At 50.8% G+C, this 13,474-nt stretch carries 13 protein-coding genes; 11 read left to right on the top strand and 2 right to left on the bottom strand.

The window, feature by feature from the left end:
- Nucleotides 1–73: 73 nt before the first annotated feature.
- Both L1889_RS17155 and L1889_RS17160 read right to left on the bottom strand, forming a co-directional pair.
- Complete coding sequence (locus tag L1889_RS17155; RefSeq protein WP_238666230.1) at nucleotides 74–1,036, bottom strand: nitrilase-related carbon-nitrogen hydrolase; 963 nt, start codon at nucleotides 1,034–1,036, stop codon at nucleotides 74–76.
- 380 nt (nucleotides 1,037–1,416) lie between these two features.
- Nucleotides 1,417–2,373, bottom strand: coding sequence for a LysR family transcriptional regulator (locus tag L1889_RS17160; protein WP_238666231.1), 957 nt, complete (start codon nucleotides 2,371–2,373; stop codon nucleotides 1,417–1,419).
- A gap of 111 nt (nucleotides 2,374–2,484) precedes the next feature.
- Between L1889_RS17160 and L1889_RS17165 the strand changes: the two genes are divergently transcribed.
- The 11 genes from L1889_RS17165 to L1889_RS17215 all read left to right on the top strand — a co-directional run bounded on the left by L1889_RS17165 (nucleotide 2,485) and on the right by L1889_RS17215 (nucleotide 12,965).
- On the top strand, nucleotides 2,485–3,351 hold the full coding sequence (locus L1889_RS17165) for a fumarylacetoacetate hydrolase family protein (protein WP_238666232.1): 867 nt from the start codon (nucleotides 2,485–2,487) through the stop codon (nucleotides 3,349–3,351).
- Nucleotides 3,348–4,100: an SDR family NAD(P)-dependent oxidoreductase gene (locus L1889_RS17170; protein WP_238666233.1), complete on the top strand. Its 753-nt coding sequence runs from the start codon at nucleotides 3,348–3,350 to the stop codon at nucleotides 4,098–4,100. The genes L1889_RS17165 and L1889_RS17170 overlap by 4 nt, the downstream gene beginning before the upstream one ends.
- Before the next feature lie 94 nt (nucleotides 4,101–4,194).
- Complete coding sequence (locus tag L1889_RS17175) at nucleotides 4,195–5,511, top strand: MFS transporter (protein ID WP_238666348.1); 1,317 nt, start codon at nucleotides 4,195–4,197, stop codon at nucleotides 5,509–5,511.
- 197 nt (nucleotides 5,512–5,708) lie between these two features.
- Nucleotides 5,709–6,272 (top strand): Rpn family recombination-promoting nuclease/putative transposase, encoded by a 564-nt coding sequence (locus L1889_RS17180; RefSeq protein ID WP_238666234.1) that lies wholly within the window; start codon nucleotides 5,709–5,711, stop codon nucleotides 6,270–6,272.
- Entirely contained in the window at nucleotides 6,233–6,679 is a 447-nt protein-coding gene (locus L1889_RS17185) for a hypothetical protein (RefSeq protein ID WP_238666235.1), read from the top strand. The genes L1889_RS17180 and L1889_RS17185 overlap by 40 nt, the downstream gene beginning before the upstream one ends.
- Before the next feature lie 377 nt (nucleotides 6,680–7,056).
- Complete coding sequence (locus L1889_RS17190; RefSeq protein WP_238666236.1) at nucleotides 7,057–7,299, top strand: hypothetical protein; 243 nt, start codon at nucleotides 7,057–7,059, stop codon at nucleotides 7,297–7,299.
- A gap of 297 nt (nucleotides 7,300–7,596) precedes the next feature.
- Nucleotides 7,597–8,334, top strand: coding sequence for an AlbA family DNA-binding domain-containing protein (locus L1889_RS17195; RefSeq protein ID WP_238666237.1), 738 nt, complete (start codon nucleotides 7,597–7,599; stop codon nucleotides 8,332–8,334).
- 38 nt (nucleotides 8,335–8,372) lie between these two features.
- The gene (locus L1889_RS17200) at nucleotides 8,373–8,936 is read left to right on the top strand and encodes an ATP-binding protein (RefSeq protein WP_238666349.1); all 564 of its coding nucleotides are present in this window, start codon (nucleotides 8,373–8,375) and stop codon (nucleotides 8,934–8,936) included.
- Between the two features lie 97 nt (nucleotides 8,937–9,033).
- Entirely contained in the window at nucleotides 9,034–9,582 is a 549-nt protein-coding gene (locus tag L1889_RS17205) for an NADPH-dependent FMN reductase (RefSeq protein ID WP_238666238.1), read from the top strand.
- 327 nt (nucleotides 9,583–9,909) lie between these two features.
- The gene (locus L1889_RS17210; protein ID WP_238666239.1) at nucleotides 9,910–12,219 is read left to right on the top strand and encodes an autotransporter domain-containing protein; all 2,310 of its coding nucleotides are present in this window, start codon (nucleotides 9,910–9,912) and stop codon (nucleotides 12,217–12,219) included.
- A gap of 164 nt (nucleotides 12,220–12,383) precedes the next feature.
- Complete coding sequence (locus L1889_RS17215) at nucleotides 12,384–12,965, top strand: YqaA family protein (RefSeq protein ID WP_238666240.1); 582 nt, start codon at nucleotides 12,384–12,386, stop codon at nucleotides 12,963–12,965.
- The last annotated feature ends 509 nt before the right edge of the window (nucleotides 12,966–13,474 follow it).

Here is a 13,474-nt window from a genome sequence, read left to right on the forward strand (position 1 = left end):
GACCAAGTGGTCACATTTAGATGCTAGCACTGAGTCGGGAGTGTGAATAGTGGACTTATATCAGTAGATTCCCTTAAGCCTGGATTGTGTTTTTAGGGCGAATGCTGCCTGTTTGTTCGACGATCCGCTGGTAGTGCTCGGGGCGCCGATGTGCTTCGAAGTTAAAGGTTGATGAGCGATTGACCTGGCACAAGGATAAATCGCAGTCAGCAATGATGAGTTCGTCGTTCCAGGTGGAGGAGCGGGCAATAATTTCGCCGAATGGGTTCACAATGATTGAGCTGCCGAACATGGCGTGGCCGTCTTCGACCCCTGCCTTGGCAACTGACACCCCGAAGCAGTTGTTTTGGTAGCAGCCTGCCTGCACGCTTAGGTTGGAATGCAGCACTTTCAGGTGTGGCGGCTGGTTGTGTGTTACGTCCAGATTGGCAACAGGCGTGTTGTAGCCGATGAGCACGATATCAACTTCTTGCAGGCCTAATACGCGCCAGGCTTCGGGCCAGCGTCTGTCGTTGCAGAGCAGCATGCCGATGTTGAATTCGCCTACATTTTTCAGATTGAGGCGCTCTACCGGGAAACCCAGGTCTCCGATTTCAAAGTAGCGTTTTTCCAGGTGTTGCAAGGGGCGTTCCGGGATGTATTCAGCGTGGCCTGGCAGGTGAATTTTGCGATATTTCATGATCGCGCTGCCTTGGCTGAAGATCAGGCTGGCGGTGTTGTAGCGGTGCTGGTCGGGTGTTTTCTCAGCGTAGGAGATCTGTACCATGATGTTCAGTTCTCTGGCTTTTTGCAGTGCTGCTTCCAGGCCTCGGGGCGGCCATTGGTCTTCGAACCATTGGTCGGCTTCGTCTAGTGTTTCGTAGTACCAGCGGGGAAAGAATGGGGTTAGGCAGAGTTCGGGGAATACAATTAATTGGGCACCTCGGCTGGCTGCTTTTTCTATTTGATGTTGTATGCGCTGGGCTACGCTGCTTCGCGTGTCGTTCTTTTGTATGGCGCCCATTTGTGCGGCTGCTATGGTGATTGTGCCTGGCATTGTTGTCTCCGTTATGGTGGTTTAGCTGTCTAATATAGCGTGTTCTTAAGGCTGACTATGACATGTTCTTAAGGCCAGCCGTCGCCTCAATGAAGGCCGGCACGGTGTGCTTTTTTCCGCGTCTGCCTCGTACAGGCGGGCGGCGGACGAACTCGCTAACGCTCAAACAGCGTCCGCCGAAAGCCCCCACCTTCCCTTCGTCAGCACGCGGCGCACACCTAACCGCCGGCCTTCATTGAGGCGACGGCTGGCTTGCGGTGGTGGCTTAATGGTAGAGGCGTTTTTGCTTAAGACGTGCTAGTGGTGGTAGGGATCGTTTAGGGTTATTAGCGTTGAGGCTTGGTCAGAAAACAAGTCCGTCTGGAAGTTTGATTAGTTTATTAATTTGTTTCAGAAGTACTTAACAAACGTTCTTTGAACAGTTGCAGGGAGCTAGACAGTTGAGCACCTCGCCGCGTAACAATGCCGTAAGGTTCAGCGGTTGAGTCAATTTCAAACGGAAGCAAATGTAGCGTTTTATGTTCAGCAAAGAAATCAATGGTTTCAGATGAAAATAGAGCGACCAAACTCTTACTTTTTGCGAGTAGTAATGCGGTTGCAAATGTTGACGATGTTTCTATGGTCCCCGGATTAAGAGTAACCCCCTTAGATGCTAGTTCTCTTTCTAGCAGTGTGCGAAGAGGCATGTGTCCCGGGAATAAAACCCATGGGTATTGAGCAGCATCTTCTAAGCTGACACTTTTCTTTTTGGCTAATGGGTGGTGGAAGCCCACGGCGGCCCCCACAGTTTCATCACATAACCATTCAAAATCGAAAAGTTCGGGTAGTGCCGCTACGGATGTGCGGCAAACTGCAAGATCAATTCCCCCACTTTGCAGTTGTTCGAGAAGGTTGGCACTCGTGTCTTCGTATAAATCGATGCTGACCTCAGACATCTCTTGCTGGTATGCCAGTAAGGCTTTAGCTACTGTTGCTGCTAGGCCGCCTGCGATCGTACCGACTGCAATCCTATTTCCCTGAGCTCTACTGATTGAATCTAGCTCGTCTCGCATATGTCCGAGGCTGGCGTAAATTAATCGAGCATGCCGAATTGCGGTTTTCCCCATTTCGTTGGGCAAGAGACCCTGCGTAGAACGAACAAACAAACTGACACCAAAGGTCTCTTCAATTCCCCTGAGAGATTTACTCACGCCGGGTTGAGTCATGTGCAGAATTTTCGCTACCCGATGCACCGACCCCAGATCGTCGATAGCGATGAGAAGCCGCAACTGGCGAAATCTTAGTCTTGAACACAAAGCGTGCAGAGTAGAAATTGAGGGTAAACCAGTAGATAACATCTTGTAGATAATGGGTCAGTAACTCTCATTACTATAGCAGCTGTTCGCAATCCTATACTCAAGTTGTATCTGAATGAAGATGTTTTAACTTGTTTAATTAGGATTTGTATTATGAAGCTATTGCGATACGGATTAGCTGGACAAGAAAAGCCGGGTATTCTCGACGATAAAGGAGTTATCCGGGATATTTCTAGCCTTACCGCTGATATTAATGGAGACTTTTTATCCAGCGAAGCATTTAATCGTCTTAAAAACACTGATCTAGAAACTTTTCCAACTGTTGACTCCAAGTCAAGAATAGGGGCTTGCATTGGCGATATTGGAAAGTTTATTTGTATAGGGTTGAATTACGCGGATCATGCTGCGGAGTCAAATATGCCCATCCCTGACGAACCCGTCGTGTTTAATAAATGGCTCTCTGCGGTAGTAGGTCCGAATGACGACGTAATGATACCCAGAGGGTCAGAAAAAACTGACTGGGAGGTCGAGTTAGGCGTTGTCATTGGAAAAACCGCTTCGTACATTGACGAGAGTGTCGCTCTGGACCATGTCGCTGGCTACTGCGTTATTAATGACGTTTCGGAGCGCGAGTACCAGATTGAGCGGGGCGGTACGTGGGATAAAGGTAAGGGCTGCGACACGTTTGGACCAATTGGTCCCTGGCTGGTAACCAGTGATGAAGTGCCGAATCCCCATCGGCTTAATCTCTGGCTGGAAGTAGATGGAAAGCGATACCAAGATGGGAGTACGGAAACGATGATATTTAGCGTTCCTAAAATTGTTGCGTATCTCAGCCAGTTTATGACGCTTCATCCTGGGGATGTTATTTCAACTGGAACACCTCCCGGCGTAGGAATGGGACAGAAGCCTAACCCAGTCTATTTGCGTCCAGGCCAAGTTATGCGACTGGGTATTGATGGACTTGGAGAGCAACAGCAGGAAGTTGTAGCGGCCTACCGAGACGGAGAGAGAAAATGAATCAGTATGGACTAAGCGCTCAAGTTGCAGTGGTAACAGGTGGAGCGCAAGGAATTGGTTATGCCGTTGTGGAGAGGCTTCTAGCCAGTGGGGCCAAGGTCGCTATCTGGGATAAGGACCCCGACGCTCTTGAGGAAGCGATTGAACGTCTAGGCGGAGGCGGTAATGTTTGTGGTTTAAAGGTCAACATCACTGACTTGCAATCAGTGGAAGAGGCGGCGGTACAAACTGAAAATAAGCTTGGCCCTGTATCGATATTAGTTAACAGCGCGGGTATTGCTGGTGAAAATGCACCAGTGGTGGATTATGCCGAAAGCGAGTGGAAGAAAGTCATTGACATCAATATTAACGGTACGTTCAATGTTAATAAGGTCATAGTCGCTGGAATGATCAACCGTGATTATGGCCGTGTGGTCAACGTGGCATCAATAGCTGGTAAAGAAGGAAATCCTAATGCAGCTGCATATAGTGCATCAAAAGCGGCAGTCATAGCCTTTACAAAAAGCTTGGGAAAAGAAACAGCGGGCAAGAATATTAGCGTGAATGCCATTACCCCTGCGGCTGCAAAAACAAAGATTTTTGATCAGATGTCACAACAGCACATTGATTACATGTTAGCAAAAATCCCCAGAGGACGTTTTGTACAAGTAGCGGAAATTGCTGCGATGGTCAGCTGGCTAGTCTCCTCAGAAAACTCGTTTACGACGGGTGCTGTGTTTGACCTTTCGGGAGGAAGGGCAACATATTAATTATCAAAATGGTCATCGGGTCAGCTGCGCTTGATTGCAGCCGATCTGGTCTTGTTTTGCAAATAATAATGTAGTGGAGACCATAGTGAATTCCATAGCTTTAGAAGGTTCGGCTTCCAATCCGAAAGATAATGATACGGTGAAGGATGCAGCCATTTACGCAAAGGTGTTTTGGCGATTTATACCGTTACTCGTCGTATGTTGGGTAGTAGCCTATTTGGATCGTGTGAATATCAGCTTTGCTAAATTACAAATGCAAAGTGATCTTGGTTTCAGTGATGCTGTTTACGGAATGGGGGCTAGCGTCTTCTTTATTGGTTATTTCTTTTTCGAAGTACCCAGTAATATGATTTTGCATCGAGTGGGTGCGCGAGTGTGGATTATGCGCATCATGGTAACGTGGGGTATTGCCTCAGCTTGCACTATGTTTGTCACCACTGAGATGGGCTTCTACGCAATTCGATTTTTAGTAGGGGCTTTAGAGGCTGGTTTTGTACCAGGGGCTCTTTATTTCTTCACTAAATGGTTCCCTAGCGATCGGCGAGCTAGAGTCAATACTATTTTTATGTCCGGTATTGCGTTTTGCGGAATTATCGGCGGACCAATTTCTGGTGGCATTATGAAGTACACCGATGCTGCTTTTAGCCTCGCCGGCTGGCAATGGCTGTTTCTTTTAGAGGGTCTGCCTGCCGTTGTTCTAGGATTAATTGTTTGGAAGCATTTGGATGATGAAATTGCGCATGCAAAATGGTTGTCACCTACCGAGAAGCAGTTTTGGTCTGAAAAAGTTCTTAAGGATTCTCAAACAGTAAACACGCATAACTTCGGAGCAGCTTTACGTGAACCTGCGACATACATATTGTCATTAATTTATATGGCTTTGGCTGGCGGAATTTATGGGTTGGTTTTCTGGATGCCACAATTGATCCGTACAGCAGGTACTGAAGATGTGTTTATTATAGGTTTAATATCATCGTTGCCATATGCTATTGCTGGCGTTGTTATGATTTTACTTGGGAAAAATTCGGACCGTACAGGAGAGCGTCGCTGGCATTTGGCATTGACGACGTTAGCGGGGGCGCTTGGCTATTTCATTTGCGGCCTATACAGTGGTAATACTGTTATTTTACTGATTGGCTTAACTATTGCAGCAACAGGAATAATTTCCGCTATTGGTTTGTTTTGGGTTTTCCCTCAGAGGTTTCTTGGGGGAATGGCAGCGGCAGCAGGCATTGCGTTTATTAATTCTATCGGTCAGTTGGGTGGAATCATTACTCCATATATGGTGGGCAAAGTGCTCGACCTCACAGGAAGCGCCACGATGGGGCTGTATGCGATCTCAATTGCGTGCGTTATTGCTTTTCTGCTTATCGCATGGGGTTTGCCGAAGCGGCTCTCGGTAGATAGTTAAGCTGTTGTTTCGTACCGTCTTGGTCGATCATCAAGGCTGCTCTTAATATAATAGAAGAGCAGCTTTTTTCTGCATGAGACGATGACAGCTGGCTTGCGGTGATGTCCTTTTTGTCCAGGCTGGTGACTACGTAGGGACGGTTGTGTCACGCGAAAGTTCGATATTCTGGCAACCAGGATTAAGTTGCCGGAGTCGATATGCCTCATGATGTTCCACACGCTATTAAAAAAGCCGCTTCCCCTTCTGTTCCACACGATAGCGGCTATAAGCTGCTGTTTAGTAACGCCCGGCTGGTGCGTGACTTATTAACCGGTTTTGTTAAGCAGTCCTGGCTTGATAGTGTGGATTTGACGACGCTTGAGCCTCATAAGGGCAGTTATGTTACGGATGAGCTGACCCAGCGCCATGATGACAGTATTTGGCGGGTGCGTTTTGATGGCACCTGGGTTTACCTGTATTTAATGATTGAGTTTCAGTCCAGCGATGATCATTTTATGGCTGTACGTGTGGTCACCTACACTGGGCTTTTGTACCAGGATATTATCCGTTCCACAGGGCTGGGGCAGGGTGATAAGCTGCCGCCTGTTTTGCCTATCGTGCTTTATAATGGCAGCAAAAGGTGGTCGGGCCCGCATGAGCTGGCCGAGCTGATTGATCCAATGCATGCGACTTTGGCCGAATTCAGTCCTCGGCTGCGGTATTTTTCTTGCATGAGGCGGCGGTGGCGCGTGATTACACCGAGCGGCATCCGGATAATCTGATGGGCCACCTGATCGTGCTGGGTCAGTGCCGTGATGCGTATCAAATAGGTGATTGCATTGCGCGTTTGCAGCAGCAGCTTGCCGAGCCGCATTACAAGCAGATTCGGCAAACGTTTTCCATTTGGATTAGTCGCTTGCTACGAACCCGGTTTCGCAACGACGCTATTCCTGAACAACATGATTTGGAAGAGGTGAACACTATGCTGGCAGAGAATTTGGAGCAGTGGGTACAAGGGTTTGAGGATCGTGGCGAACGTCAGTTGCTGCTGAAGCTAATGAAGTTGAAATTTGGTTCGGTTCCGGATTGGGCGCAAGCCAAGCTTGATCAGGCCAGCTCCGGGCAGATGGATGTTTGGGGTGAGCGCATACTAACTGCTGATAGCCTGGACGCGTTGTTGGCTGATTAAGGTTTGGTCAGGCTTAGCGTGCTTGTGTTCTTAAGGCTGGCTATTACATGTTCTTAAGGCCAGCCGTCGCCTCAATGAAGGCCGGCACGGTGTGCTTTTTCCGCGTCTGCCTCGTACAGGCGGGCGGCGGACGAACTCGCTAACGCTCAAACAGCGTCCACCGAAAGCCCCCGCCTTCCCTTCGTCAGCACGCGGCGCACACCTAACCGCCGGCCTTCATTGAGGCGACGGCTGGCTTGCGGTGGTGGCTTAATGGTAGAGGCGTTTTTGCCGGTGTCTTTATAATAAAAAGTGGCTGAGCTGATTGATCCCATGCATGTATCGCTGGCCGCAACGACGCTATTCCTGAACAACATGATTTGGAAGAGGTGAACACCATGCTGGCAGAGAATTTGGAGCAGTGGATACAAGGGATTGAAGATCGCGCTGCTGAAGTTGCAAAAGTTGAGGGGAAAGTCGACGGCGAACGTCAGTTGCTGCTGAAGCAAATTAAGTTGAAATTTGGTTCGGTTCCAGATTGGGCGCAAGCCAAGCTTGATCAGGCCAGCTCCGGGGAGATGGATGTCTGGAGTGAGCGCATACTAACTGCTGATAGCCTGGACGCGTTGTTGGCTGATTAAGGTTTGTTCAGATTCATTGTGCTTTTCTCCGCATTTGTGTCGTCCTTGTGGGTGAGTGTCCATGCTTATCCTCCTGAGTCAGCACAGCTACGCTATAGTTGATTTTTTTGAGAAGAATCGTCGGGCAGGAAGGCATAAACGAGGGTTAAATGGACACGACAACCGAGCAGTTGGTGGCAAGCCCAGAAAGTAAAACGCTGGAGTTTAAAAGCGATCTGTCTTCCCCCGAAATGTACTTAAGTCTTTGGTCGCTTTTGCGAACAGTGCCGGGGGCGTTTGCTTGTTGGCGTAGATGATATGCATCAGGTTGTTGGTGTGGACAACCCGATGGATGAAGAAGAACGTCTCTGTAATCTGATTGCTGATTCAATTGCTCCCCGTCTGGTGCCCACTGTAGAGACTCTGAGCCACAAAGACGTGAATATTCTGATGGTCGAGGTGTTTCCCAGCAGCATGCGTCCGCACTATCTAAAGTCAGATGGTCGGGATCAGGGGTGCTATGTGCGGCTTGGTTCCAGCAATCGGCGGGCAGGGCCTGAACTTATTGCGCAATTGCAGCGCTCAGCGGCCGGAGTTGTCTTTGACGAGCAGCCTATGCCTGAGCTGGGTGTTGAGGATCTCGACCTTAGTGCTGCACAGCGTGTGTTCGGCGATGATCGTGTTCTTACAGAGCAGGCATTGCTGTCATTACGGTTACTGGTTCGCGAGCAAGGACGGCTTGTACCTACTAAAGGTGCCATTTTGCTGTTTGGCAAAAATCGCGACTACTATTTTCCCGATGCCTGGGTTCAGTGTGGGCGTTTCGTGGGGAACGACAAGGCGGAGATTTTTGACCATGTGGACATTCATGCCTCGCTGCCCGAATGCGTGCCACAAATTATGGATTTCCTGAAAAAACATGCCATGCGGGGTGCGGATTTTTCCGAGCTTCAGCGCAAGGATGTGTGGAGCATTCCATTGTTGATGTTGCGTGAGGCGATTATCAATGCATTGGTGCATGCCGATTATTCTCACCGGGGGCGCCTATACGGGTAGCTTTTTACGATAATCGGATCGAGGTCGAGAGCCCGGGGATTCTTGTTCCAGGGATGACGATTGAGGACATGAAGCGGGGTGTGTCCAATTTGCGTAATCGTGTCATTGCCAGAGTTTTTCACGAGCTGAAGCTGATTGAACAATGGGGCAGCGGTGTGAGACGTATTTTTGAGCAGGCGCAGACACTGGGTTTACCTGAGCCAGTTATTGAGGAAATCGGTTTACATTTACGTTTGACAATTTTTACTGAAAAACCAGCAAGTACAGCATCTTTTTTATCTGAGCCCCGAGTGTCAACTGCAGAAGCTTACATGTCGCGGTGTGATGCGCGGCTAGAGTCACGGCTAGAGTCACGGCTAGAGTCGAAGCTCGCGGCTAAAGTTGTTTTGCTGCTCACTGAGGATGAGGCTGGAAAGGCTGGGCTAGCCCGTTTGCTGGGGCACAAAACCGTTTCGGGTGAACTGCACAAGCAGATTCGTCGCCTGCTTGATTTTGGTCTGATTGAAATGACGCGTCCTGACACGCCATCGAGCCGACTGCAGCGTTATCGGCTGACTCAGTCAGGAGAGGCGATGGTCGCTCGTGAACTTAAGGGTGTATGATTTCCATATCAAGCCGTTGTGAAGTTCCAGCTCTTTGGTCGTCAGCCAGGCAGTAACCTAAGTTTTATTTCTTGTCATAAAACGTGAAAGGATAAACATGAGCCAATACCAAATCGCTGTTGTAGTCGGTAGCCTTCGCAAGGATTCCTTCAATCGCAAGTTGGCGAGCGCCATTGTTAAGCTGGCGCCGTCGGAGTTCTCATTCAAGCAAGTGGAAATTGGTGATTTGCCTCTTTACGATCAGGACGATGATGCACACCAGGCAGATTCCGTGAAACGCCTGAAGGCAGACATCGCCGGCGCTCAAGGTCTCTTGTTCGTTACACCCGAGTACAATCGCTCGATGTCCGGCGTACTCAAGAACGCCATTGATCATGCTTCACGTCCTTATGGCGAAAGCGCGTGGGCGGGCAAGCCTGCCGGCGTACTGGGTGCATCAATCGGCTCCATCGGAACTGCCATGGCCCAGCAGCATTTACGCAATGTTCTGGCGTATCTTGACGTACCAACGCTTGGCCAGCCGGAGGCGTTCATCCATGTCAAAGAGGGTTTGTTTGATAGTGACGGCAATATTGGACCCGACAGCCAAGCATTCCTGCAAAGCTGGATGGATCAATATGTTGCATGGGTAAAGAAGCACAACTGAGCGATTAGAAATCGCATTAAGCCACTTTAATTTAGACAGCTTGGTTGACGGCGGGCTGGCCACACTACTCCCTAGCGGAGAGACTGTCCGTTGTTAGCCGACTGAATTGCTGCCCAGCCCACCACCATACCACCCTCAACATGACACTATTTCGTGTTAACTCCCCTCTAAAAAACTATATTTGCAGCTAACTTGATAAAACTCAACAAAGTGTCATTTCGCATGTAAAAGTGTCGTTTATATCAATAATTAACAATGACTAACAACTAGTGACAGGGCTAAATTTGCCCTATCCCGCCAGCCGGGTGGGTTTTCTTAGGAAATGTCATGGTTGTAACGATGTTGAGGAAGGCAGCCTATAAACGCTGTCGCGCCGTAACTAAAGTGCTACTGGTGGCAATCTGCGCACACCAGTCTGTGCTGGCGCAAGAGATGGTTTTCGAAGATAGAAATGTAGTCGCGGACGATGAGCTGCTGAAAATAGGCTCCCCGATGGATATCTGGCAGCAGCGGCTGTATTTTGCAGCCGATGCGTTAATACAGCGGGATGTGACAGTACATGGGCCGATGGTGGTGGACGTGGACACCCGACAAACCGTGAGCATAAGCGGTAATTTAACGGTAAGGCCTTCGCCCATGGCCGATCCGGTCTTCAAGTTCGGGCAGGGCACACTTAGCCTGAGCGGTAACAACACCATGTTTGGCGGTATTAACGTAGCCGAAGGTACGCTCCGTATTGAAAGCCTCGAAGCCGCGAATAATGGTCGTACGCAGTTCTCAATGTCGCCGGGTACGCGGCTGGAGTTTGCTGATGGTTTAAGGCTGCAAAACAATATCATGATGGTTGAGTCAGACCAGCAGGTTATTGATCTGGTACCGCATCGGCCTGTCGGCACGCCTCCTGGCACAAACTCAATGGCTCTGCATGTGCCGCACGGCGAGGTTTATCACACGGGTTTCATCAGCATTGACGAGATCTACAGTCTCAGCAAAACCGGTAAGGGCGAGCTGAGCTTTGAAGGGCCTCTGTCGGGCGCGGGTATACGTGGTGAGTTTCATATTCGCGAGGGTAGCTTCACCGTACACAATCGCAGCACGGGTTTTATTGTTGTGCATGACGGCGCCCGTATTCGTTCGCGGGGGTTTGTGAATGATTTGCGCTTAAACGATGGGGCCCATCTGGCGTTGTATAGCCCTACCGACACCTTTACCGTCTGGTCATCGCTGCGCATGGCTCCGCGCTCGGTGGCGCATATCTGGTTAAATAACGGGCAGGTTCGCGCACCTTTGGTCTTTGAGGGAGATGTGCACCTGGGAGGCACGTTACTGGTGACCTTAAGCGACGGTTTTCAGCAAAGGTATCCCTATGTGGTGGTCTCGGCACCGGATGGTTACCAGGGCTCTTTTGCCAAGTTGCTGTTTACCAACCCGCACGAGCAGATGCCCTCGCTGCAGTACCAGCCTACGCAAGTGCTTTTGGCCTATGGTGATGACGATGCGGACGACGCAACGCCTCCTGCACCAGCCCCTGTTCCTGAACCGTTTCCGGAAACCGAACCGAAACCTGATCCCGATGCTCGGCCTGAACCGGCTCCGTATGCCCCTGAACGCTTCAATACCGGAGCGGGAGCCTACACCCAGGTTGGGGCCATACAGCTTTCAGATAGCCGATTCTTGCGTGAAGCGGTGGCGGGCTATTTGTGGGATAACGGGGGTACAGCTCCTACGTATAGGCACGCAGATGCAGCCATTGAGCCCAGCAGAGAGGGAGCCGCTCAAACTCACAAACGGGGCCTGTGGGTACGTGTTTTTCATGCGGACTTACATCAACATGAGCATGGACAGACGTGGGATCAGCAGCGCCGGACTGAAGGGCTGATTGTGGGCGTAGATAGCGGGAGCAACTATGCTCTGCGCTACGGGGTGCAACTGGGATTGCAGCAAAGCCGCTGGGAGTCGCCTTCCTATTCCTCGGAAGCCCGCTGGGAAAGCTACACTCTGGGCGCTACTGTAGGCTCGCATCCTCAACAGCGCTTACCGTGGCACATAGGCGTGGGCTATACGCTGCTGCATACGCATCACCAGCGAGAGACATTGCAAACCAGCTTTCACAGCAGAGATAGCCATGCGCTGTGGCAACTGTATGCGGAGACGCGGCCACGGCTGTTTAGCTTGGATCATGAAGCTAAAGTGCACTGGGAAGAGCCCACTACCCAGGTGTACGGCATAGCGCAGCTGGTGCAATTGCACCGCCCGTCTTATCGCAGCAACGAGCACTGGGCAGGCCAGGGCAAGCTGGGTTTACGTCATCGTGCGGCCAATGCTACTTTGATGGGCTTGGGGGCTGGGCTGGAGCATCACTTTAAGGGTCAACACGGGGAAGCTACCGTTAACCTGCGTATGCTGCGGCAACAGGCTGTCGCAGCGTCGAGGCTACGCACTGATTACAACCCTGCTTCGGATTGGCTGCAGGGCAGCCGCCAATCGTCAGATCATTCGCTAAGTGCCTGGCAACTGGATTTGAGCGTGCGGGCAGAGATCGGAAAGCACAGCTACGTGGGGGTGGATTTCAGCCGGCGTCATCATCGGCATAGTCTGGATCACACCATCAACCTGCGCGCCGAGTTCGCCTTTTAAGTTTGCCTGAAAAAAGTTTGGTGGCTACCTTGGCTGTAAGCCGGGGTAGCAATCAGCTAACTATCGATTCCACACGGGTGGCCAAACTGCGCTACCATCTATTCTTTATGGCGGTTTCGCCCACTTCAAGCAGTGCTATTTGCCGCAGATACGATGCTCCCCACATGAAAATATTTTCTCCTCTTTATGCGCGCGCGATGATCTGGTCGCGCCACCCCAGGGCGCCCTGGTATCTCGCGACGCTCAGTTTTTTCGAATCTGTATTCTTTCCGGTTCCACCCGATGTCATGCTGGCGCCGATGTGCATGGCCAGCCCAAAGCGTGCCTGGTGGTTTGCTTTGCTTACGACTCTTGCCTCGGCGGCTGGTGGCTTTTTTGGGTATTTGATTGGTTATTATGCTATTGATGCCATCATGCCTTGGCTGCAGGCAAGCAGCTACTGGCCCACGTATGAGACTGCCGTTGCCTGGTTTAAGGCATACGGTTTCTGGGCGATATTCGTAGCTGGTTTTTCCCCTGTTCCTTACAAGGTGTTCACGATTGCAGCGGGCACCATGTCAATGGCTCTGGCGCCATTTCTCGTGGCGTCACTTATTGGCCGTGGTATACGTTTCTTTCTGGTTGCTGCGCTGCTGGCGCGTGGTGGTCCGCGAATGGAGGCGTTGCTGCAGCGCTATGTGGATCGCCTTGGGTGGGCTACGGTGATAGTCGTTGCTATAGCGGGTGTGTGGGTGGCGTTTTCGTAACACTTTGCGTGTCTGTGCTTAGGTGTTCTTAAGGGCGGCTATTACAGGTTCTTAAGGCCAGCCGTCGCCTCAATGAAGGCCGGCACGGTGTGCTTTTTCCGCGTCTGCCTCGTACAGGCGGGCGGCGGACGAACTCGCTAACGCTCAAACAGCGTCCGCCGAAAGCCCCCACCTTCCCTTCGTCAGCACGCGGCGCACACCTAACCGCCGGCCTTCATTGAGGCGACGGCTGACTTGCGGTGGTGGCTTAATGGTAGAGGCGTTTTTGCTGAGTTTTTATGGTAAAGAGTGGCTGAGCTTTCGCTGACGGGTTTCCGTGTTGATGTCTGACGATTTTTGCTGGATCTCGGTGGCGCTCAGTAGCGCTTGGTGGACAGGTTGGCCCATTTGAAATCAATGGGTTGCGTAAATAATACGGTCTGCTGAGCGTTCCTATTGTTCATCGAGGTCCAGAAAATTCGGGAGTAGCGTTGGGGGTACTCGTGTTCAACCGTGGGGGTACATCTCCC

Origin of the sequence: Paenalcaligenes niemegkensis (assembly GCF_022230885.1) — a bacterium.
Classification (GTDB): Bacteria; Pseudomonadota; Gammaproteobacteria; order Burkholderiales; family Burkholderiaceae_B; genus Paenalcaligenes; species Paenalcaligenes niemegkensis.